The organism is Notoacmeibacter sp. MSK16QG-6 (assembly GCF_024158145.1).
Taxonomy (GTDB): domain Bacteria; phylum Pseudomonadota; class Alphaproteobacteria; order Rhizobiales; family Rhizobiaceae; genus Notoacmeibacter.
Window position 1 is genome coordinate 1122946 of sequence record NZ_JAMYXM010000001.1, and the last position, 22617, is coordinate 1145562.

The window sequence follows — 22617 nt, forward strand, 5'->3', positions numbered from 1 at the left end:
TACCGACGATTGTTTTATGAGGTTAAGGCCGGCGACGACATCGCCGGCCTTTTTGTTTTGTTAACGATCTTCCCTTCACGATGAAGAACTTTTCTTAAGGTCCAATGCGATATTCTGGCGAAATGTCACTTTTCGCACGATCCATCGGCGCACCGTCATGACCGAACGAATATCGTCTCTCATCCTTCATCATGACATCCCGACACTGCTCATCGCGGTGCTTATCTGCACGGCGGGTTCCTTGCTCTTTGTCCAGCTTCTCGGACGCGCCCGACGAACCGATGGCGTGCAGCGTCTTATCTGGACCTTTTACGCCGGCCTCATCGGCGGTGGCACTGTCTGGACCACTCATTTCATTGCCATTTTGGCCTGGCGGCAGGACTTGCTGCTCGGCTTCGACCCCATACTGACCGCTTCATCTCTCATCATCGCCGTCGTCGTAACCGCGCTTGGCGCCCATATCGTCGCCATCGCAGGAGAAAGCCGGTGGGTGGAATTCGGTGGCGCGGTTATCGGGCTTGGAATCGCCTCCATGCATTATCTCGGCATGGCAGGTCTCAACCTGTGCGCCGAACTCACCCTGCAGCCGGGCTGGATCGCGTTCTCCATTCTGTCCGCGATCACCTTCGGGTCGATCACCGCCAACCGGATCGCGCGTCCCATTACCCAGTTTTGCCGCTTCGGCGGCGCACTCTCCTTTGCGCTGGCGATCCTGCTTCTTCATCTTGCAGGCATCGGCGGTCTGGACCTTGCCATAGACTGGGCGCTGCTCGCCACGGTCGAGCCGTTTTCGCCCTATCTCATGATCGAGGTCATTATCGCCGTGATGGCGCTCATCCTGCTGACGACCGGTGGAGCCTATCTCAATGACAGCCGGCACAATGAAGAGACCAACCGGCGATACCGCCATATGGCGATGCACGATTCGCTGACAGGCCTGCCCAACCGTCCCCAGATCCGGGACCATCTGGATGCGACGCTCAAAAAGGTGGAACACGAGGATAGCTGGGTTGCCGTGCTTTCGCTCGATCTCGATCGGTTCAAAGAGATCAACGATGTCCATGGCCATACAGCCGGCGACGAGGTTCTGCGTGTCATTGCCGACCGCCTGGGCAATCTGCAGAACGAAAACATCATGATCGGCCGCTTCGGCGGCGACGAATTTCTTGCCGTGGTCGGGCCGGTCTGGCGAAAAGCGATCGTCAGCTACACCGCAGAAAAAATACTCGCCGAGACCCGCAAGCCGGTGCCATGGAAAGGACACCAGCTTTCCGTCGGCGTCAGTATCGGCGTCGCGCGCTATCCTGAGGACGGCCAGACGTCCGATCAATTGCTCGATCGCGCCGATTTGGCGATGTATGAAGCTAAGGACAAGGGAAAGAACCGGATCGAGCGCTACCAGCAGGGAATGGAAGAGACAAACCGGTCGCGCTCGGCCCTTGCCATGGATCTTCAGAACGCCATCGAGAATGACGAGTTCGAGATCCACTATCAGCTACAGAACGATACTGTGAGCGAGAAGGTGGTGGGTGCCGAAGCGCTGCTGCGCTGGCGCCATCCCGTCCGCGGGATGGTGCCGCCATCGGAATTCATACCGATCAGCGAAGATTCCGGTCTCATCACAAAGATCGGCGAAATGGTGCTGCGCCGGGCTTGCAAGGATGCTGCCGGCTGGCCGAACCCAATTCGTCTCGCGGTCAATGTGGCCCCAAAGCAATTGCTCAGTGGCGATTTCATCCGGACCGTTCACGAAGCACTGCTCGATAGCGGGCTTGCGCCGGAGCGGCTCGAACTGGAAATCACCGAGGGCAGTATCATCGCCGATCAGCAGCATGCTCTCCACATCATTCGCCAGCTCAAAGGTTTCGGCGTGCGGATTGCGATGGATGATTACGGCACCGGCTATTCATCGCTTTCGACACTTCACAATTTTCCGTTCGACAAGATCAAGATCGACCGCTCGTTCATCTCCGATCTGCCGACCAACGATCATTCCGCCGCGATTGTCCGCGCCACGCTCATTCTCGGCAAGGCTCTCAACATCCCCATTCTGGCGGAGGGTGTCGAAACCGAAGAACATATCGATTTCCTGCGCGGTGAAGGCTGCGAGGAACTGCAGGGCTTCTTCTTCGGCAAACCGATGGGACTAACTCAACTGAATAAACGGCTCGGCGCGAAGGAAGAGGCTGTCTCACCTGCGGACGACGAGGCGACCGACCGTTCCGATATCGAGGCCCCGCCAATTCGAGGGGTTGCCTGACGTCACTTTACGCCGGGAACGAGGTTTCGATTTCCGTTTGCAGCCAGGCTGAAAACACGCTCATCGCCGCATTCGGTCGCCGCCTCTCCGAGCGTAGCAGCCAGTAAGCCAGGCCGGTCGGCTGCCAGCCCGGAAATGGTGCGACAAGCCGACCCGCCGCGATCGAATCCTGCGCCAGGAATTGCCAGGCCAGCATCACGCCCTGACCCGCTATCGCCGCCTCCAGGCAAAGAGCGCCATCGGTGAAGGTGTATCCTTCAGGCAAATCTTTCTCCTTCATGCCGAATTGGTCCAGCCAGATTTGCCACGGAATGACGGAGTTCACATCCCGAAGGATCGGCACCGACTTCAGATCGGCAGGTTCTTTCAGCATTTTGGCGTATTCCGGCGAGCAGACCGGAAAGACCTGTTGCGGCGCCAGAAAGGTGGATGCCGCGCCAGGATAATCACCGTTGCCCACCCGGATCGCCAGATCGACATCGGACGCATTGAGATCGACGAGAATAGTCGTCGCCTCCACGCGCACGCGAATATCGGAGTGAAGGCGTGAAAATTGCGCAAGACGAGGCACCAGCCATTTCGATGCGAAATTCGGCGCCACGGATATGGTGAGAACGGAATCATCGCGCCGCCGCGCTGCGGCCAAGGCCTGATCGAGTTGGCTGAAGCCCTCGGTCAACTGCGGCAGCAATCGCGCACCAAAGGGCGTCGGCTGCATTCCATTGGCGGATCGTTCGAACAACCGACGCCCCAGCTGCCTTTCCAGACCGATGAGATGTTGGCTGACGGCGCCCGGAGTGACGCCGATTTCGGCAGCGGCGCTTTTTAGCGACCCGGTCCGCCCAACCGTCTCGGCGGCGCGCAGGGCATTGAGATGAATACGAGCGAGCTCATTCATATAGTTTTTCTATACGGTGCTCGACATAAATTCCATTGAAAAGACCCGCTTCCCGGTCGCATTAAAGGGTCTATCGCTGTTTTATGTATGAGGCGGCATGTCATGATCCGCAATCTGATCAAGAAATTCTGGATGCCTTCACGTCTTCCAAGCGAGCCGATGAACCCATTGTTCCACCCTGCCCTGATGGGCATGACGTCTGACCAACTTGCGGATCTTCCTCTAGGCCCATGGGCGGATTTGCGCGCTCTGGACGAAAGCGAGTTCATGCCGCTCGCCGAAATCAGCTCATCGACCTCGGCGCATCCAGAGTGCCACGGCCGCGCCAGTTTCCAGAGCGCCAAAGGTGATCGAGTGCGCTGCGATAATCCGGAAACCGGAAGCTGTAGCCGGCCTGTCGAAGCTTCGCGTTGCTGACACGCTTGTTGTCGCCATAGAAGCTGCGCGCCATCGGTGACAGATCGGCAGTGGCGAAATCGATAGCCGGCGGCGGCTCGACGCCCATCAGCGTTGCCGCGTATTCGATGACATCCTGCGGCGGCGCGGGCTCATCGTCGGTCAAATTCCAGACGCCCCTCGCTCTCCGCCTCAGCAAATGCGCCGTTGCTCCGGCGATGTCATCCACATGGATACGGTTGAAAACCTGCCCCGGCTTTACGATCCGGCGCGCTTTGCCTTCCGTGATCTTGACCATCTGGTTGCGGCCCGGGCCGTAGATGCCGGCAAGGCGAAGGATTGCGACGGGAATGCCGCGCTCTTCTCCGAGCGCCAGCCAGGCATCTTCGGCAGCGATGCGTTCATGACCACGTTTCTTGGTGGCGAGACGCCTGGTGTCCTCGTCGATCCATCCACCCTCGGCGTCGCCATAGACGCCTATGGTCGAGAAATAGCCGATCCATCGCAAGGCCGGCATATTGCGCCTGATAATCTCGCTCGCTGCATCGAGCACCGGATCGCCTTCCCGATCCGGAGCGATCGATACCAACAGATGCGTCACATCGGAAAGCGGGAGCGAGGAGATGTCGTCATCGCGGCCAGCGAAGCGAAACGGTTCGATGCCAAATTCGCCAAGGGTCTGCAATTGCGCATCGGAGCGGGAAGTGCCGCCGATCCAGTCAGCATCGGATGCGAGTGCCGTCGCAACGGCACGTGCGCTGTAGCCCGCACCAAAGAAGAAAAGTTTCACGCCCCGCCAGTCCCTGTCCTGTTTTGCGGAAAGGCATTGCGCCATTCGGCCCGCACGTCATCGTCTCTTTCCGCGTCAGCGCGGCCCTGATGACACGAGAGACGATCGCGGTCCAGTCGCGACAAAGCCCAGACCGCCATGGCCCGAATCTGGGGCGAAGGATCGTCCAACAGGTCGACGACCAGCGGCACGAGCGGTTCATGGTCACTATTGCCGGCCGCGATCAGCGCATTTCGGACAAAACGGTCGCGCCCGATCCGTTTGACCGGCGAGCCGGAAAAGAAGGTTCTGAAGTGCGCATCATCCATGCCGAGGAAATCGGCAAGGGGCGGCGCGGTCAGATCGTGCCGGGCGGCGAGCTTGGCTTCCTTCGTTTCGCTGGCGAATTTGTTCCAAGGGCAGATAGCGAGGCAATCGTCGCAGCCATAAATGCGGTTGCCCATTTTCTGACGGAACTCCATTGGAATGGGGCCGTCATGCTCGATGGTCAGGTAGGAGATGCAACGCCTTGCATCGAGTTGGTAGGGCGCGGGGAATGCATCTGTCGGACAGATATTGAGACAGGCGCGGCACGATCCGCAATGATCCGCCTCCGCTTCGTCCATCGGCAAATCCAGCGTCGTCAGGATCGCACCGAGAAAGAGCCAGGAGCCGTGCGTCCGGCTGACCAGATTGGTGTGTTTTCCCTGCCAGCCAAGCCCCGCTGCTTCGGCAAGCGGCTTTTCCATTAGCGGCGCGGTATCGACGAAAACCTTCACCTCGCTGCGATCTTCGGCATTCATTTGCCTGGCCCGCGCCAGCAATTTGGAAGCCAGCGTCTTGAGCCTGCCCTTGATGAGATCGTGGTAATCGCGGTGGCGTGCATAAACGGAGATGTTGGCCCGGTCCGTCCGCGTCAGGAGCGGTAGCGGATCGTGATCAGGCCCGTAATTGACACTGAGCATGATGACCGAACGCACATCCGGCCAAAGGGATGTGGGCCGTCCCCGGCGTCCGGCTGTTTCAGCCATCCATCCCATCGTCCCGTGACGACCCTCGGAAACGAAGTGGGCCAACCTTCCAGCAGCATCCGGAATCGCGTCCGGCGCAGTTATCGCCACACCGTCGAACCCCAGCGCCGTCGCCTCTTTTTTCAAAAAGGCGCCAAGCTTTTCGGCTCGTTCTGGTCCGCTAGAAGTCGGGGTCCGCATAATGGGCAGAGGGCGGCAATCCGCGCACCCGCTCCTGCAGCAATGGCCGGAAGGAGGGACGGCTCTTTACACGAGCGTACCATTCGCGCGCCGCATCATGGCCCGACCAGTCCAGTTCGCCGAGATAGTCGAGGATGGAGAGAGTGGCTCCAGCGGCCAGATCGGCGATGGACAGTTTGTCGCCCGCCAGCCAGTCCCGGTTGCCGGCCAGATAATTTGTGTATTTGAGATGCTGTTTGATGTTGCTGCGCGCGGCACGAAGCGCCCCGGCATCGGGTGAGCCGCCGCCTTTCTCCGTCGGCATTAGCGGGCGCGTCACGCGTTCGCGCACCATATGACGCGTCACCTCGTTCTCGCATTTTTCCAGATACCACAAGGTTAAGCGACGCGCCTCTGCCCGGTCGAAAACCTCTTCAGGCATCAAACGTTTCTCGCGCGCCATGCTGCCGCGCGTCTCGTCGAGATATTCAAGAATCGGGATCGTGCCCGCTACCGGTTGGTCGGCTTCAGCGAGCAGAACGGGAACGGTGCCGGCCGGGTTGAGCTGCAGGAACTCCCGTCGGCGGACCCAGGGCAATTCCTCGATCAGCGTGAAAGGCACCGCATATTCGGCCAGTGTCAGGCGGGTAAAGCGGCTGCCCGCATTCATGGGATAGTGAAAAAGGGTCAGCATCGCTCACGCATCAAGGCTACGCATGGCAATCATTATCCGGCACCGTTAAAGGGGTATTCCAAGGTGCGATTCGATTGGCCATCGGGTGTTCCGGCTATAGAGGCAATCAGTTAAGCGCACAAGAATTAGCAACGGGTGAAGGACACTCCAAGGTGGGCGAACAGACAATTCTGGAAGCACTGGTTCTGGGCATTCTTGAAGGGCTGACCGAATTTCTGCCAGTGTCCTCGACGGGCCATATCTTGCTCGCCGGCCATTTCATGGGCTTCGAATCGACCGGCAAGGTCTTTGAAATCGTCATTCAGCTCGGCGCGATTTTGGCCATCGTGATGCTATATTTCAGCCGGCTGCTGAACCTTGCAGTGACGCTTCCCAGCAGCGAGCGTTCGCGACATTTCGTTCTCGGCATTCTTCTGGCGTTCTTGCCTGCGGCGGTGATCGGCGTTCTGGCTCATGATTTCATCAAGACGGTTCTGTTCGAAACGCCGATGGTGATCTGTGTGGCGCTGATCGTGGGCGGTGTGGTGCTTCTGTTCGTTGATCGCCTCGTCAAAGCGCCGCGCTATCACGACGTTATGGATTATCCGCTGTGGCTCTGCCTTGTGATCGGCTTTTTTCAGTGCCTGGCCATGATCCCCGGCACGTCCCGGTCCGGCTCGACCATTGTGGGGGCGCTGCTTCTCGGGACCGACAAGAGAAGCGCTGCGGAATTCAGCTTTTTTCTCGCAATGCCGACGATGACCGGCGCGGTGGCCTACGATCTTTTCAAGAATCGCGACGTGCTGTCGGGAGCGGATACGACCATCATCGCGGTCGGCTTTGTCGCCGCCTTCATTGTCGCGGCGCTCGTCGTCAAAGCGCTCCTCGCCTATGTCAGCCGCTACGGTTACGGCCTGTTCGGCTGGTGGCGCATCGTGGTCGGCGCGGCCGGGCTGGCCGGACTATTGCTGGTCGGATAAACTGGACTGGCGGTCAGACAGGGCCATGTCCGCGGCTGAATTCACCTTCCACCCGGTAGCGCCAGATATAGGACGGGATGACGGCGCGCACCGTATGCGGCACGATACCGAGACCTTCCAGCGTCCGGCCTTCCTTTCTGGCTTCTTCGGAAACAACATTGTCATTTTCGAGCTGCTTGACCTGATCCGACGTGATCGGCGCCAGGCCGAACGGAATAAGATCGCCTACTGCTCCGAGCACACGAGCAATCGCCATCGGGACAGGCGCCAGAAAACGTTTGCGATCCGTTTCCTCAAGGACGATTTCCATCAGCTCCTTGAATGAGAAAATTTCCGGGCCGCCGAGTTCATAAACTTTTCCGCCTTCCAGTTCTCCAGCAACGCTGCGGGCGACGACTTCCGCGACATCGGCCACATAAACCGGTTGCAGCTTTGTTTCGCCGCCAGCAATCAAAGGAAGAGCGGGGCTGAACCGGGCCATCTCGGCAAACCGGTTGAAGAAGCTGTCTTCGGGACCGAACATGATGGACGGCCGAAGGACGACTGCATTCGGAACCGCGTCGAAAACCGCCTGCTCGCCTTTCGCCTTGGCGCGGGCATAGGCGCTGGCGCTCTGTTCATCGGCGCCGATGGCGGAGACAAGAGTGAACCCCGCGCCGTTCTCTGCTGCAGCGCGCGCAACATCGGCTGTGCCTTCATGCTGGACCGCGTCGAATGTCTGCCTACCGCTCTCGGCCAGGATGCCCACGAGATTGACGACATGATCGGCGCCCCTGCAAACGCGCGCAATGGATTGTTCATCCCGGATATTGGCCTTGACCGCTTGTATCTGACCGACATCACCGAGGGGCTGCAAATGCTGGGAGGTGTTTGGGTTGCGACAGGCCACCCGGATACGAAAACCCCGCCTGGCAAGCGCTTGAACGACATGACGGCCCAAAAAGCCGGAGCCGCCGAAAATGGTCACGAGGGTTGGGTCAGACGGATAGCGGGTCATGATCGATCTCTAGTCTGGACGAGGCTGCCGAGCCCCTTTCATACGCTCTGCCTGCCGATTTAGCGGTTTTGACGCAAAGCGCAACGCGAAGCTCGTTTTTGGGTCAGCTTTCCAGCGGAGTCGTATCCAGAGACCGTGTATCGTCATCGGCTCGCGCTATCCGCTCGCCAAAGAGCCAGGGCGCAAGAGCGCCGGCAAGCAACGCACCGACGATCTGGCAGATGATGAAGACCGGCACGTCGATGGGCCGGATACCGGCAAAGGTGTCGGAAAATGCGCGGGCAATGGCGACGGCCGGATTGGCGAAGCTTGTCGAGGCAGTGAACCAGTAGGCCGCCGTGATGTAGAGACCGACCAGCCATGGCACGCTGTCGGGGCGGAACCGGATACCGCCGAGAATGAAGAAGACCAGCCCAAAAGTCGCGACGATCTCGGCGAGCCATTGGCCGGTTCCGGACCGGACCTTCGCCGATGCCTGGAAGATCGTCAGATCGAACATGCCATGCGCAATCAGGGTGCCGATAATCCCTCCAACGATCTGCGCGACGATATAGGCGCCAGCCACGCCGATGGACGACTCCTTACGCAGAAGAAAAGCAAGGGTAACGGCGGGGTTGAAGTGAGCGCCAGAGATCGGCCCGAGTACGGTGATGAGAACGACCAGTATCGCTCCTGTCGGGATGGTGTTGCCGAGGAGAGCAAGAGCTGTATCGTCCGTGAGATTGTCCGCCATAATGCCGGAGCCAACCACGGTCCCGACGAGCATAGCGGTGCCGAGCGCCTCAGCAATCAGCCGTTGAGAAAGACCGAAATGCACGCTCATCGGGCAAGAATCACTTGTTGAAGTTTCCCCGGACAGCCGTTCACGCGATCCCCCCGCTTTCCAATCCTACGCTCTCGACGTCGTCGATAGTCTCAAACGTGTAACAGCATCGTGACGAGCCGGTAAACCGTGACTTCCAGCGACAGGCAATGCTATCAAGCCGTCCTTCGCGTCGCCTAGCACATCGTCAATTTTCGGATTCTTACATGAGCAAACCCTGTATCATCTGTGTCGCCATTACCGGTTCCCTGCCGACAAAGCAGAACAATCCCGCCGTGCCGATCACGGTCAGCGAGCAGGTGGAGAGCACGCAGGAAGCCTTCGAAGCCGGCGCGACGATCTGCCATGCGCATGTGCGCAATGACGATCAAACGCCGAGTTCCGACCCGGAGAAATTCGAGCGGCTGAAAGAGGGACTGCGAAAACACTGCCCCGGACTTATCATCCAGTTCTCGACCGGCGGACGGTCCGGCGCGGGCCAAACGCGCGGCGGTATGCTGCCCCTTCAGCCGGACATGGCGTCCCTGTCGGTCGGGTCGAACAATTTCCCGAACAGGGTCTATGAGAACCCGCCCGATCTGGTCGAGTGGCTGGCCGCCGAGATGAAAGCCTATTCGGTCAAGCCGGAAATCGAGGCCTTCGACCTTTCTCATATCCTGAAGGCCGCAGAAATGTACGATAAGGGGCAGATCGCCGACCGGCCTTATGTGCAGTTCGTCATGGGTGTGAAGAACGCCATGCCTGCCGATCGCGACGTTTTCGACTATTATATTCAGACCGTGAAACGTCTTTTCGGCGAGGACGCCGCATGGTGCGCAGCCGGAATCGGACCGAACCAGATCGTTCTCAACGAGTGGGCGATCAGTTCCGGAGGGCATGCGCGCACCGGGCTGGAAGACAATGTCCGACTTGACCGAGACACGCTCGCGCCATCCAATGCGGCCCTCGTGAAGCGGGCGGTCGAAATCTGCGAGACATACGAACGCCCGGTGGCGACACCGGCCGAGGCCCGCAAGATTCTGCAGCTCGCGCCGTTGGAAGCTGCCTGAAATCTTCGGCTGCGATTTGACGTTAGCGGGCCGTTAGAGTGTCAATCGATGCCATTGGCGCGCTGTACAGCGCGAATATAGCTGACGATCTTGAGGACATCGCTTTCGTCCACGCCATCGACAGGCGGCATATCGCCAAACCGCCAATGATGAGCGCGAGCGCCATTCAGGGCGGCCAGCACAAACGACTGGTCGCCGTGATGGCCCGGCTCGTAGATCGGATGGATCAAGGGCGGTCCCTGATCGGTGCCGGCCCCGCTCGCGCCATGGCAGGCCGCGCAGTTCTCATCGAACAGGCTTTTTCCGTCGGATTGTTCGGCTGAAAGAGCGGGAGTAACGAGAGACGATTGCTGGCCGGTCTGCGGGCCGGCTTGCCCTTCAGACGCTCCCCCGGAAGGCAGCATCCGCCAGGCGACCAGTGCGACAGCGATCAGGACGATCAGTCCGACAATGAGTCTCTTATTCATCGCTCACATTTCCCCTTGCCCGATAGACCGTCGATAATCGGACAATCCGGCCTGTCGTTGCCCTTGCAGCGTTTCACAAGATCGCCCAGCGTGTCGCGCATGGCGGCCAACTCTTCGATCTTCCGGCCGATCCGGTTCATATGTTCGGTGGCGACCGCCTTGACGTCAGCGCTTGCGCGACTGCGGTCCTCGTAAAGTGACAGCAATGTCCGGCAATCGTCGATGGAAAAGCCGAGCGAGCGTGCCCGGCCCAGGAAAGCCAGCTTGTGCACGTCCGCATCGGCAAAATCGCGATAACCATTCGCGCTTCGCGACGGCCGGATCAGACCGATATCCTCATAGTAACGGATCGTCTTGGGCGGCAGACCGCTGGCCTCCGAAACATCACCTATATTCATCGCGTACCTCCGAGCATTGCGAGGATAGAGATTCCAGCAGCAGGAAGGTCAAGTTTTTCGTTCTTGCGGGAACCTTCCGGGGCTGGAAGGTCATTTCGTTGGCATTGAGAGAACAACAAGGGATTTCAAACCATGTCCTACTGGCGATTCCTGGCCATGATCCTCACCTCAACCGCCGTGATGTTCGGCCTCATGTATCTGAATACGTTTCTCTTCACGCATATTTTCTGGTCTGAGACCCGCGCTTACATGGCCATTCTGATGGGCGCGACGATGGCGATCGTTATGCTTGCTTTCATGTTGTCGATGTATTCCAGCAAATTGCTCAATACAGCGATCTTTGCGGGCGCAGTGCTGGTCTTCGGCTGTTCGCTCTGGCTGGTGCGCAGCCAGGCGACCGTCGGCGACACCTCCTATATGCGCGCCATGATCCCTCATCACTCCATAGCTATCATGACCTCGAGCCGGGCGCAGTTATCCGATTCACGCGTACGCAAGCTCGCTGACGAAATCATCTACGCGCAGGACAAGGAAATCGCTGAAATGCGCTTTCTCGTCGACGACATCGAAGCCAGTGGCGATTCCAACCAGCCCGAGCCGTCTGCCACGGCGCGGATAGTCAGCGTGCAAGAGGCGCTTTCGACTGCGGAAGTCGCCATACTCGATCCCGAATTTCTCAGCGATGAAGAGATGGGAATGCTTTTTGCCGAGGGGCCGGCATGCAGCTTCTCCTATACCACGCAAAGCGAACCGGTCCTTGCAATCGGCAAAGGCGGAAATGGGACTGCGGGCCTCTTCAAGATCAGCGGCGACCTTGTTCGATTGGACGAAGACCGCACCAATTCCGGCCTTTCCTTCGCTACAGAAGGGGCATCGCTACGCCTTACTGCCGCGGATGGAGGCGCTCTCAATGCCAGGCCAGGTTCGCCCCAGGATGCCATACTCCGCCTCCAGCTCGATGCCGGACTCCAGGCCGGTTATCGCGGCTACTACAGCTGTGCCGCTGCGTAGCAGGCCCGTCTACGAATTGTCGCGGACCGATGAAGCATCCTTGACCTTCCTGTGACTGGAAGCCCCATATTCGCGTTTCAACCGACAGGATATGGTCATGAGCGAGCAGAAAAACGCATCCGGCAAAACCGTCCACCATTGCTGCGGCGGGGGTCATCAAAAAAGCAATGATGCGTCCGATTCCGACCGTGGCGGCGACAAGGCGATCGATCCTGTCTGCGGGATGTCTGTCACCATCAAGCCGGACGCCCGCAGCACCGATTATCAAGGCCGTACCTACTACTTCTGCTCCGATGGATGCCGCTCGAAGTTTCAGGCCGATCCGTATTTCTACCTGTCGGGCAATGCGGACATCGTGAAAGGCCGGGTTAAGCCCGGCGTTCAATATACCTGTCCCATGGACCCGGAAATCGTCCGCAACGAACCCGGCACATGCCCGATCTGCGGTATGGCGCTGGAGCCGATGGTTCCATCCGACGAGCCGAGCGAGGAGCTTGTCGATTTCCGCCGACGCATGTGGATCAGCGCCGCAGCCGCCGTTCCGCTTCTCATTCTGAGCATGGGGCCGATGGTCGGCATCCCCGTGCGTGAATGGATCGGCGAAAGGATCGCCGTCTATCTGGAATTTCTGCTGGCGACACCGGTCGTTCTGTGGGCGGCGCAGCCATTCTTCCGGCGGGGGATCGACTCCCTCCGCAATGCATCGCCCAATATGTGGACGCTTATCATGCTCGGCGTGGGGGCAGCCTATCTCTATTCGCTTGTCGCCACCTTCCTGCCCGGCGTTCTTCCAGAGCAATATCGTGAGGGCGGCACAGCCGGCACCTATTTCGAGGCGGCTGTGGTCATCGTCGCACTGATTTTTCTCGGGCAGGTTCTTGAGTTGCGCGCCCGCGAACGGACGGGCGATGCCATTCGGGCGCTTATGGATCTTGCACCGAAGACGGCGCGCCGCATTCTGCCGGACAATTCGGAATACGATGCCCCGCTCGACAATATCCTCGAAGGCGATCTCCTGCGCGTCCGGCCCGGTGAAAGCGTGCCGGTCGATGGCGAGATCATCGAGGGCCATTCATCCATCGATGAGAGCATGATGACCGGCGAGGCCGTGCCCGTGGAGAAGGTCGAAGGCGACTCTGTGACAGGCGGCACGATCAACAAGACCGGGACGTTTGCTATGCGGGCGTCCAAGGTCGGATCCGACACCGTCCTGTCCCAGATTGTGGACATGGTTTCCGCGGCGCGGCGATCGAAAGCCCCGATTCAAGGCCTCGCCGACAAGGTGGCGGCTGTCTTCGTGCCGACCGTCGTGGCAGCGGCCGTGCTGGCGTTTCTGATCTGGCTGTTTGTCGGCCCCTCGCCTTCGCTGGTCTTCGCCATGGCCGCCGCCGTTTCGGTGCTCATCATCGCCTGCCCCTGCGCGCTTGGGCTAGCGACGCCCATATCGATTACGACCGCTGCAGGCCGCGGCGCACAGGAAGGCGTCCTCGTAAAAGACGCCGAAGCGCTGGAGCGAATGGCCGCCGTCGATACGCTGATCGTCGACAAGACCGGCACATTGACCTCAGGCAAACCGAAGCTGACCGATATTGTCGTGTTCGGAGAGCACAGCGAGAACGAATTGCTTTCGGTCGCCGCAGGGCTGGAACGTGGATCGGAACACCCATTGGCAGAAGCCATTCTGGACGGTGCTGCGGCGCGCGACATCGACGCGCCTGCGGCAAGCGATTTCGAAGCCGTGACTGGCAAGGGCGTGATCGGCACGGTCGAAGGTCGTAGGGCGACGCTCGGGAATAAAGCTCTGATGGCCGATCTCGGGATCGGCATCGACGTGGCAGAGGCAGCCGCCGATGCTCTGCGCGCCGACGGCAAAACCGTCATGTTCGTCGCATCGGACAATCAACTGGCCGGACTCGTCGCGGTCGCCGACCCAGTCAAGGCCAGCACGGGCGACGCGATCGACGAACTGCACCGGCAGGGGCTCCGCATCATCATGGCGACCGGCGATGACGAACGGACGGCGCGAGCTGTCGCCAAAAAACTCGGTATCGATGAGGTGCGGGCCGGCGTGCTGCCCGCCGACAAGAAGGCGCTGGTCGAGGAACTTCATGAAGCTGGCGCGCGCGTCGCCATGGCCGGAGACGGTGTCAACGATGCGCCTGCCCTCGCCGCTGCCGATGTGGGTATCGCTATGGGAACTGGCGCCGATGTTGCCGTGGAAAGCGCAGGTATAACGCTTCTCGGGGGCGATCTGGCAGGCATCGTCCCGGCGCGGAGACTCGCTCTGGCGACCATCCGCAATATCAAGCAGAATCTGTTCTTCGCCTTTTTCTACAATGCGGCTGGCGTACCGATCGCCGCGGGCATCCTCTACCCGATTTTCGGTATCGTATTGTCACCGATGATCGCCGCCGCCGCGATGTCGCTTTCTTCGGTGTCGGTGATCACCAATGCGCTTCGGCTGCGGCGGATCGATTTGTAGAAAGGATGCGAACCCGGTCGTGAAGGCTGGCGGCCTCGACCTGTTCGAAGAATTGGTGGAGCCAAGGGGAGTCGAACCCCTGACCTCTACAATGCCATTGTAGCGCTCTCCCAACTGAGCTATGGCCCCACACTTTCCTTCCACGAAGAAATCTGCGTGGCGACGCTGCACAAGACAGCACCGTTTGGGATGGCGGGCTTCTATCCGTCCCCGCCGTCGCGATCAAGAGGCAAGAACCAAGGCGAGCGAAATTTTTCGCCAGCCGGTCAGACCCGATTAGCTGTCGTCGTCGTCATCGCCACCGACGGCAATGATATCGGAGACGTCATCATCGTCGTCATCGTCGTCATCGTCGCCAAGGAAGGGATCGTCGTCATCGTCGCCGAGATCGATGTCTTCGGCGTCCAGATCGACATCGGCATCGGCCGCCTTGGGCTTTGCCTTTCCGGTCTCGTCGTCGTCGTCGTCGGCGTCTTCCAGGCTGACGAGCGCTTCATCGTCCTCGTCTTCGCCTTCCTTCTCGACTTCCGTCTCCTCGACATCGTCCTTGGTGGTGTCGGTCTTGACGGCGCTTTTGGCCGTTTCCTCAAAGAAGGAGAGCGGATAGGTCTTGCCCGTATAGGGAGAGACGACCGGGTCCTTGTTCAGATCGTAGAATTTCTTGTCGGTTTCGGGACAAGTGCGTTTGGTGCCGAGTTCTGTCTTTGCCACGGTTCCGGTTCCTCATCTATCGCGCCGCCGGCCAGCCATACCTTCGCCGGGCTCTGCGTCAGATTGCCTGATTGTTGGCCTGCCCATAGCGTCGGTCGAAAGGCCTGTCAAAGGTCATCGGCCGGAAAGGGCCTTCGAAGCGGATGACCCGTTCGCCAAGCCGTGCTAAGCGCACGCCGCCCATTGCCGAAAAGCACGGCCAACCGACTGAAAAGATAATCCATGAGCCATTCCAGCGTTCCCTCACCCGCAACCGCCCGCAAAAGCGAAAACCTTTCAGGGACGATTCGCGTTCCGGGCGACAAATCCATTTCCCATCGCTCGCTGATGTTCGGCGGACTGGCGTCTGGCGAAACGCTCATCTCCGGGCTCCTTGAAGGGGAAGACGTTCTTGCGACGGGCCGCGCCATGGAGGCGATGGGCGCGAAAGTCAGCCGGGAAGGCGGGCGCTGGCGGGTCGTCGGCACAGGCAATGGCGCATTGCTGGAGCCGAACGAAACACTGGATTTCGGCAATGCGGGAACAGGCTGCCGGCTGACCATGGGTCTCGTCGGGCCATACCATATGACAACCCGCTTTGTGGGCGATGCGTCGCTATCGCGCCGCCCGATGAAGCGCGTGCTCGATCCGCTACGGCAGATGGGCGTTGCGGTGGAAGCCGAGGCGGGCGACCGGCTGCCGGTCACATTGCGCGGTCCGAAATCGCCTGCACCGATCACTTATCGCGTACCTGTCGCCTCGGCCCAGGTGAAAAGCGCCGTTCTGCTGGCTGGGCTGAACGTGCCGGGTGTGACCACCGTTGTCGAACCCGTCATGACCCGCGATCATACCGAAAAGATGCTGGCCGGCTTCGGGGCGACCCTGGAGGTCGAGGAAGATGCAGATGGCGTACGAACCATTCGTCTGGAAGGTCAGCCGGAATTGGCTGGCCGCACCATCGATGTGCCGGGCGATCCGTCCTCAGCCGCCTTTCCCCTTGTGGCAGGCCTTATCGTTCCCGGCGCAGACATCGTTATTGAAAATGTTCTGATGAATCCGACCCGGACGGGCCTGATTACGACCCTTCAGGAGATGGGCGGGCAGATCGACATCGTGAACTGGCGCGATGCCGGCGGCGAGGATGTCGCCGATTTGCAGGTGCGCTTTTCCGATCTTAAGGGCATCACCGTTCCACCACAGCGCGCACCGTCGATGATCGACGAATACCCCGTGCTCGCCGTGGCGGCAGCCTTCGCAGAGGGTGAGACCGTGATGGACGGACTGGACGAACTGCGTGTCAAAGAGAGCGACCGCCTCGCTGCGGTAGCGCGCGGGCTGGAGCGCAATGGCGTCGATTGCACCGAAGGCGAAGCCAGCCTCACCGTTCGGGGCGCGCCCGGCGGCAGGGGTCTAGGCGGCGGGACAGTGGAGACCCATCTGGACCATCGTATCGCCATGGCCTTTCTTGTTCTGGGGCTCGCAACGGAAAAGCCGGTCGAAATCGATGATTCCAATATGGTCGCGACGAGCTTTCCGCAATTCTTCGATCTGATGGGCGAACTGGGCGCAGAGATCGAATTGTCCGCCGCGCGTGACGGCGCAAAGAGCTGATGACAAAACCTTTCACCATTGCCATCGACGGGCCGGCTGCGTCCGGTAAGGGCACGCTTTCGCGGCGGCTGGCGGCGCATTATGGGCTGCGGCATCTCGATACGGGCCTGACCTACCGAGCGGTCGCCAAGGCGCTGCTCGATCGCGGCGCATCGCTCGACGACGAGGCGGAGGCCGTGGAGGCCGCTCATCGGCTCGATCTGTCCGCGATGGATCGAATGGTCCTTGCCGCGCATGAAATTGGCGAAGCGGCGTCCAAGGTCGCCGTCATGACGCGCGTCCGCAAGGCGCTCGTCGAGCGGCAGCGCGCCTTTGCTTGCGAAGGTCTTGGCGCGGTGTTGGACGGGCGCGATATCGGGACGGTCGTCCTGCCGGATGCCGCTATCAAACTTTATGTCACGGCGTCTCCGGCCGTTCGCGCCGAGCGGCGCTACCACGAGATTTTGCGTGATGGCGGCACCGCCGACAAGGCAGCAATTCTGGCCGATATCGAGCGCCGGGACGCACGCGATATGGGCCGTGCCGATTCTCCGCTGCGTCCCGCCGACGACGCGCACTTGCTGGATACGAGCGAAATGGGTATAGAGGCCGCGTTCAATGCGGCCCGCGCGCTCATCAACGGCGAACGGGGCGATTGAGACAAACTGTGCCCGTCCGCATCCTCCGCGCCGGATTGGCCGTCTGCCAATGATTGAAATGGCAGACCGGCTCATATGGTTTTCGAACGACAGCTCGAAGCCGGGATCGCAAAGACGGGTGTTCGAAACACGAACCACCGGCGCAGAACGGGTAGGCGATGCGGCAGAGCCGCAAATTCCGACGCCGCCCGCTGGAGATTTCTTATAAATGAGTGAAATGAACCCGTCGCGCGACGATTTCGCGGCCATGCTCGAACAGACCGAAGCGTCTGGCGATTTCGCTGCCGAAGGCAATGTTGTCGAAGGCCTCGTCACGGCCATCGAAAAAGATATGGCTGTCATCGATGTCGGCCTGAAGGTCGAAGGCCGCGTGCCGATCCGCGAATTCGGCGTCAAGAACGGCGAGCCGACCCTGAAAGTCGGCGACACGGTCGAAGTCTATGTCGAGCGGATCGAGAATGCGCTGGGCGATGCCGTCATCAGCCGCGACAAGGCCCGCCGCGAGGAAGCCTGGATCCGTCTCGAGAAGAAGTTCGAGGCCGGGGAAAAGGTCGAAGGCCAGATCTTCAATCAGGTCAAAGGTGGCTTCACCGTCGATCTGGATGGCGCTGTCGCCTTCCTGCCGCGTTCGCAGGTGGACATCCGTCCGATCCGCGATGTCGGCCCGCTGATGCACACCCCGCAGCCCTTCGAAATTCTGAAGATGGACAAGCGCCGCGGAAATATCGTTGTTTCGCGCCGCACCGTGCTTGAAGAGAGCCGCGCCGAACAGCGTTCGGAAATCGTTCAGAACCTCGAAGAGGGTCAGACGGTCGAGGGTGTCGTCAAGAACATCACCGATTACGGTGCGTTCGTCGATCTTGGCGGCATCGATGGCCTGCTGCACGTGACCGACATGGCATGGCGCCGCGTGAACCATCCGTCCGAGATCGTCCAGATCGGCCAGACGGTGAAGGTGCAGATCATCCGCATCAACCAGGAAACGCACCGCATCAGCCTCGGTATGAAGCAGCTCGAAGCCGATCCGTGGGACGGCATCGGCGGCAAGTATCCGCTCGGCAAGAAGGTCAGCGGCACCGTTACGAACATCACCGATTACGGTGCGTTCGTGGAACTGGAGCCGGGTATTGAAGGCCTGATCCACGTTTCCGAGATGAGCTGGACTAAGAAGAACGTCCATCCCGGCAAGATCCTGTCGACGACGCAGGAAGTCGATGTGGTCATTCTCGAGGTCGATCCGGTCAAGCGCCGCATCTCGCTCGGTCTCAAGCAGACCCTGGAAAACCCATGGGATGCGTTCGCTCAGAACTTCCCGGTCGGCGCGACCGTTACCGGCGAAGTCAAGAACAAGACCGAGTTCGGCCTGTTCATCGGCCTCGAAGGCGATGTGGACGGCATGGTGCACCTTTCCGACCTCTCCTGGGATCGCCCGGGCGAGCAGGTCATCGACGAATATGAGAAGGGCGACGAAGTGTCGGCCCAGGTTCTTGACGTCGATGTGGACAAGGAGCGCATCAGCCTCGGCATCAAGCAGCTTGGCCGCGATGCTGTCGGCGAAGCCGCCGCCTCCGGCGAGCTGCGCAAGGGCGCCGTCGTCACCTGCGAAGTGACGGCCGTGACCGATGGTGGACTGGAAGTGAAACTGGTCGATCACGATGTCGACAGCTTCATCCGCCGCGCCGATCTGTCCCGCGACCGCGGCGAGCAGCGCCCCGAGCGCTTCTCGGTCGGTCAGAAGGTCGATGGCCGCATCACGCAGTTCGACAAGAAGAACCGTCGCATCTCCGTTTCCATCAAGGCGCTGGAAATCGCCGAGGAGAAGGAAGCGGTCGCACAGTACGGATCGTCCGATTCCGGTGCATCGCTCGGTGACATTCTGGGCGCTGCTCTCAAGGAGCGTGGCGGCGACGACGAATAATCGTTTCGTCCGTATTCGAGATATAGGCCCGGCGGTTTCGCCGGGCCTTTTTTCTATCTGGGGTTGCCCTGCCACTTGCAACACTGCCACAGTGCTCACAAATGCAAGAAATGTTATGGATTTGTCCGCGCCGCTTGGTTGCGGCGGTTGACGCGGGGTGATAGCCACCCATGTCCCATTGCGGTCGAATTTGTCGGCTATCGCCCTTCTCATAGGGACACGTTCAAATAAACTGGAAATGCCTGACCCATGGCCATTGCCGGACGCGCCCTTTTCTTCGCCGCTTTTTTGCTTCTTCCCGCCGTTTGGTCTGTGCAAATTGCTCAGGCTGCTGATGTATCCGTGCGCGCTCGTGCTGGCATGAACGTCCGCTCTGGACCCGGTGTGGACTACGGTCGTGTGGGTTCCATGGCCGAAGATGCGCGTGGCGAATTGATGGAATGCACGCCGCAGGGGCGCTGGTGCCGTGTGCGGACCGCCAACGCCACAGGCTGGATCGCCGGTTCTTTCCTGATCGTCGATGACGGTGAACTGGCCGGCTCTCGTGTTCGGGACGTGGTCGATCGCATCACTTTTTCCGAAGGGAACGGCGGCGTTGCGCGAACGGCTTCGACCGAGCGCGGCACGGACAGCGGAAGCCCTGCCGAAACCGCGACAGGTGCAGGTGTGGGGACAGAGGGCGTCTGCTTCTACTCCGAATACGACAATGCGGGTGATGCCGACTGCCACGACAAACCCGGTGAGGCCATTACGCTGGGACGGACATGGAACGACCGTATCGCATCCGTCACCATCGCAGATGGGTACGCCGTCACGGTCTGCGACAATTATGGCCTGACAGGCCGCTGCGCGGTTTTCAAGAAGTCCGTAGAGCGCATGCCCGCCGCGCTGAATGAGCGAATTTCGTCCTGGCGAATCGAGAAAGCCAACTGAGCGGACGGGCCTCGCCGTTGCATCGCGCCCTTTCCTCTCTTAGGTGCAGGCCGATATATGGTATTTCCTCGGATAGAGAGCTGACCTTTCGTGCCTGACCGACCGACCACACCGCTTCTCGACCGCATCTCGACACCTTCCGATCTGAAGGTTTTGAGCGATGACGAGTTGTCGCGTCTGGCGAATGAGTTACGGCAGGAAACCATTTCCGCGGTGTCGGAAACCGGCGGCCACCTCGGCGCATCGCTCGGCGTGGTGGAAATGACGGTGGCGCTTCATGCGGTGTTCGATACGCCACGCGACAAGCTCGTCTGGGATGTCGGTCATCAAACCTATCCGCACAAGATTCTGACAGGACGGCGGGATCGCATCCGCACCCTTCGGCAGGAGGGCGGGCTCTCAGGCTTCACCAAGCGCAGCGAGAGCGAATACGATCCCTTTGGCGCGGCCCATTCGTCAACTTCGATTTCGGCCGCGCTCGGCTTTGCCGCCGGCCGTGATTTTGGAATGGAGACGGGCGACGCCATTGCCGTGATTGGCGATGGCGCGATGAGCGCCGGCATGGCCTATGAGGCGTTGAATAATGCCGGCCATCTCGGCAAGCGGCTGATCGTCATTCTGAACGACAACGAAATGAGCATCGCCCCGCCTGTCGGCGCAATGAGCCGCTACCTATCGCGTCTTTATGCCGGCAAGCCGCTGCAGGATGTTCGCTCACTGGCCAAAGGCGCGGTGTCGCTCCTTCCGCCCCCGTTCCGCGAAGGAGCCGAACGGGCGAAGCATCTCGTCAAAGGCATGATGGTCGGCGGAACGCTCTTCGAAGAGCTCGGCTTTTCCTATGCCGGGCCGATAGACGGGCACGACATACACGCCCTTCTGGCCGTGTTGCGCGCCGTCAAGTCGCGCGCGACCGGGCCTGTGCTGATCCATGCCATAACCAAGAAAGGCAAGGGTTACGCGCCGGCCGAGGCATCAGCCGACAAATATCATGGCGTGTCGAAATTCGATGTGCCATCCGGCAAGCAGTTCAAATCCAAAAGCAACGCGCCTTCCTATACGCGTGTCTTCGCCGATAGCCTGGTCCGACAAGCAGAGGCCGACCGACGAATTTGCGCTGTCACGGCCGCCATGCCGTCGGGCACCGGTCTCGATGTGTTCGGTCAGCGCTTTCCCTCGCGAACTTTCGATGTTGGCATCGCGGAACAGCACGCCGTGACGTTCTGCGCCGCGTTGGCAGCAAGCGGCATGAGACCTTTCTGCGCGATTTATTCGACGTTCCTGCAGCGTGCCTACGATCAGGTCGTACACGATGTCGCGCTGCAATCGCTGCCGGTGCGTTTCGCCATCGACCGGGCCGGTCTCGTCGGCGCCGATGGCGCGACCCATGCCGGCTCCTTCGATCTCGCCTATCTCGGCAATCTGCCCGGCTTCACCATCATGGCGCCATCCGACGAAGCGGAACTGCGGCATATGGTCGCCACTGCCGCCGCAATTGATGACGGTCCATCTGCAATTCGCTTCGCTCGTGGCGAGGGCGCCGGGGTCGATTTGCCGGAATTCGGCGAGGTGCTGCCGATCGGCGAAGGCCGGATCGTTCGCGAAGGCGGCAACGTCGCCATCCTGTCGCTCGGCACACGACTTGCGGAGGCGTTGAAGGCGGCAGACGAATTGGAAGCGAAGGGACTGTCGGTCACTGTAGCGGACGCCCGCTTCGCCAAACCGCTCGATACCGACATGATTTTCCGGCTCGCCCGGGAGCATGAGGTTCTTCTATGCGTCGAGGAAGGAGCCGTGGGCGGCTTCGGCAGCCATGTTACCCAAGCGCTTCTCAATGAAGGCCTGCTGGATGGCGGATTGAAATTCAGATCGCTGACATTACCCGATAATTTCATTGACCATGCTTCGCCCAACCGAATGTACGATCAGGCCAGGTTGAACGCTGCCCATATGGTCGATACAGTCTTGACGATGCTCGGCGTGGCGGCGCTATCTGGCACAAGATAGGCCCAAAAATCGTCGCATTTATTGCGATGCACAATTCGATATAATTTTACTAATCAACATTTTATCGCCCAATAATTTTGCATTGCACAATTTTATGCATCGCAGCATAATGCCAGTGAGCGGACGATGATGTCCGGACTCAGTTGGCTTTGCGAAGTTCGCTGTGCTTCTTCAATACGCGCTGTCCGTCATCCTGCTTGATCATATAGGCCGGGTTATCCTCTGACGCATCACGCGTCACCTCACTGCCGTCGATCTGGCGGGTGACCTTTTCCGTAAATTTCTCCTGTATCTTGCCCTTAGCGGTGCCATTACCCCAATCCCATTCCACCTCGGTATTGGCTGCGTAATCTTTCGACATTTCCCGATCCTTTCCGTTGGGCTGTGCCGGCTCAACCGACAGCCAGGTCATTCGGTTCCCTGCAACGAA

20 protein-coding genes and 1 tRNA gene are annotated in these 22617 nt (G+C 60.0%); 10 read left to right on the forward strand and 11 right to left on the reverse strand.

The genetic code is table 11. The features are described 5' to 3' along the window. Positions 1–157 precede the first annotated feature (157 nt). A complete protein-coding gene (locus tag NIM86_RS05350; protein ID WP_253379775.1) occupies positions 158–2260 on the forward strand; it encodes a bifunctional diguanylate cyclase/phosphodiesterase in 2103 nt (700 codons plus the stop codon). Positions 2261–2267: 7 nt separating this feature from the next. On the opposite strand, the gene NIM86_RS05355 is transcribed toward NIM86_RS05350, so the two are convergent. The 4 genes from NIM86_RS05355 to NIM86_RS05370 all read right to left on the reverse strand — a co-directional run bounded on the left by NIM86_RS05355 (position 2268) and on the right by NIM86_RS05370 (position 6207). Further along, positions 2268–3158 carry a LysR substrate-binding domain-containing protein gene (locus tag NIM86_RS05355; protein WP_253379777.1) on the reverse strand — a complete coding sequence of 297 codons (891 nt, stop codon included), beginning with the start codon at positions 3156–3158 and terminating at the stop codon, positions 2268–2270. A 283-nt stretch (positions 3159–3441) separates the two neighbouring features. Beyond that, on the reverse strand, positions 3442–4344 hold the full coding sequence (locus NIM86_RS05360) for an NAD-dependent epimerase/dehydratase family protein (RefSeq protein ID WP_253379779.1): 903 nt from the start codon (positions 4342–4344) through the stop codon (positions 3442–3444). Then, positions 4341–5534 carry a tRNA epoxyqueuosine(34) reductase QueG gene (gene queG, locus NIM86_RS05365; RefSeq protein ID WP_253379781.1) on the reverse strand — a complete coding sequence of 398 codons (1194 nt, stop codon included), beginning with the start codon at positions 5532–5534 and terminating at the stop codon, positions 4341–4343. The genes NIM86_RS05360 and queG overlap by 4 nt, the downstream gene beginning before the upstream one ends. Next, the gene (locus NIM86_RS05370) at positions 5515–6207 is read right to left on the reverse strand and encodes a glutathione S-transferase family protein (protein ID WP_253379783.1); all 693 of its coding nucleotides are present in this window, start codon (positions 6205–6207) and stop codon (positions 5515–5517) included. Before NIM86_RS05370 ends, queG begins: the two co-directional genes overlap by 20 nt. A gap of 152 nt (positions 6208–6359) precedes the next feature. Here NIM86_RS05370 and NIM86_RS05375 point away from each other — a divergent pair, with 152 nt between their 5' ends. After that, positions 6360–7166 carry an undecaprenyl-diphosphate phosphatase gene (locus tag NIM86_RS05375; protein ID WP_253379785.1) on the forward strand — a complete coding sequence of 269 codons (807 nt, stop codon included), beginning with the start codon at positions 6360–6362 and terminating at the stop codon, positions 7164–7166. Between the two features lie 13 nt (positions 7167–7179). Here NIM86_RS05375 and NIM86_RS05380 read toward each other — a convergent pair whose 3' ends face one another. Both NIM86_RS05380 and NIM86_RS05385 read right to left on the reverse strand, forming a co-directional pair. After that, complete coding sequence (locus NIM86_RS05380) at positions 7180–8163, reverse strand: complex I NDUFA9 subunit family protein (RefSeq protein WP_253379787.1); 984 nt, start codon at positions 8161–8163, stop codon at positions 7180–7182. A gap of 103 nt (positions 8164–8266) precedes the next feature. Continuing rightward, a complete protein-coding gene (locus NIM86_RS05385; RefSeq protein ID WP_253379788.1) occupies positions 8267–8986 on the reverse strand; it encodes an MIP/aquaporin family protein in 720 nt (239 codons plus the stop codon). Between the two features lie 206 nt (positions 8987–9192). Here NIM86_RS05385 and NIM86_RS05390 point away from each other — a divergent pair, with 206 nt between their 5' ends. After that, positions 9193–10035 carry a 3-keto-5-aminohexanoate cleavage protein gene (locus NIM86_RS05390; RefSeq protein ID WP_253379789.1) on the forward strand — a complete coding sequence of 281 codons (843 nt, stop codon included), beginning with the start codon at positions 9193–9195 and terminating at the stop codon, positions 10033–10035. A 41-nt stretch (positions 10036–10076) separates the two neighbouring features. Here NIM86_RS05390 and NIM86_RS05395 read toward each other — a convergent pair whose 3' ends face one another. Together NIM86_RS05395 and cueR are read right to left on the reverse strand one after the other, a co-directional pair. Next, entirely contained in the window at positions 10077–10502 is a 426-nt protein-coding gene (locus tag NIM86_RS05395; RefSeq protein ID WP_253379790.1) for a c-type cytochrome, read from the reverse strand. Then, the gene (gene cueR / locus NIM86_RS05400) at positions 10499–10900 is read right to left on the reverse strand and encodes a Cu(I)-responsive transcriptional regulator (protein ID WP_253379791.1); all 402 of its coding nucleotides are present in this window, start codon (positions 10898–10900) and stop codon (positions 10499–10501) included. Before cueR ends, NIM86_RS05395 begins: the two co-directional genes overlap by 4 nt. Before the next feature lie 132 nt (positions 10901–11032). On the opposite strand from cueR, the gene NIM86_RS05405 reads away from it, so the two are divergent. Further along, on the forward strand, positions 11033–11911 hold the full coding sequence (locus NIM86_RS05405) for a DUF305 domain-containing protein (RefSeq protein ID WP_253379792.1): 879 nt from the start codon (positions 11033–11035) through the stop codon (positions 11909–11911). Positions 11912–12008: 97 nt separating this feature from the next. Next, a complete protein-coding gene (locus tag NIM86_RS05410) occupies positions 12009–14393 on the forward strand; it encodes a heavy metal translocating P-type ATPase (RefSeq protein ID WP_256478338.1) in 2385 nt (794 codons plus the stop codon). 53 nt (positions 14394–14446) lie between these two features. On the opposite strand, the gene NIM86_RS05415 is transcribed toward NIM86_RS05410, so the two are convergent. Beyond that, positions 14447–14522 (reverse strand) — tRNA-Ala (locus NIM86_RS05415). Between the two features lie 147 nt (positions 14523–14669). Then, positions 14670–15104, reverse strand: coding sequence for a TIGR02300 family protein (locus NIM86_RS05420; protein WP_253379793.1), 435 nt, complete (start codon positions 15102–15104; stop codon positions 14670–14672). Between the two features lie 222 nt (positions 15105–15326). Between NIM86_RS05420 and aroA the strand changes: the two genes are divergently transcribed. The 5 genes from aroA to dxs all read left to right on the forward strand — a co-directional run bounded on the left by aroA (position 15327) and on the right by dxs (position 22187). Continuing rightward, positions 15327–16694, forward strand: coding sequence for a 3-phosphoshikimate 1-carboxyvinyltransferase (gene aroA, locus NIM86_RS05425; protein ID WP_253379794.1), 1368 nt, complete (start codon positions 15327–15329; stop codon positions 16692–16694). Next, the gene (gene cmk / locus NIM86_RS05430; RefSeq protein WP_253379795.1) at positions 16694–17332 is read left to right on the forward strand and encodes a (d)CMP kinase; all 639 of its coding nucleotides are present in this window, start codon (positions 16694–16696) and stop codon (positions 17330–17332) included. The genes aroA and cmk overlap by 1 nt, the downstream gene beginning before the upstream one ends. Before the next feature lie 208 nt (positions 17333–17540). After that, complete coding sequence (gene rpsA, locus NIM86_RS05435; protein ID WP_253379796.1) at positions 17541–19250, forward strand: 30S ribosomal protein S1; 1710 nt, start codon at positions 17541–17543, stop codon at positions 19248–19250. 342 nt (positions 19251–19592) lie between these two features. Beyond that, a complete protein-coding gene (locus NIM86_RS05440) occupies positions 19593–20183 on the forward strand; it encodes an SH3 domain-containing protein (protein ID WP_253379797.1) in 591 nt (196 codons plus the stop codon). A 90-nt stretch (positions 20184–20273) separates the two neighbouring features. Continuing rightward, positions 20274–22187, forward strand: a complete 1914-nt coding sequence (gene dxs / locus NIM86_RS05445; RefSeq protein ID WP_253379798.1) for a 1-deoxy-D-xylulose-5-phosphate synthase — start codon at positions 20274–20276, stop codon at positions 22185–22187. A gap of 139 nt (positions 22188–22326) precedes the next feature. On the opposite strand, the gene NIM86_RS05450 is transcribed toward dxs, so the two are convergent. Further along, entirely contained in the window at positions 22327–22548 is a 222-nt protein-coding gene (locus NIM86_RS05450) for a DUF2945 domain-containing protein (protein ID WP_253379799.1), read from the reverse strand. Positions 22549–22617: the final 69 nt, after the last annotated feature.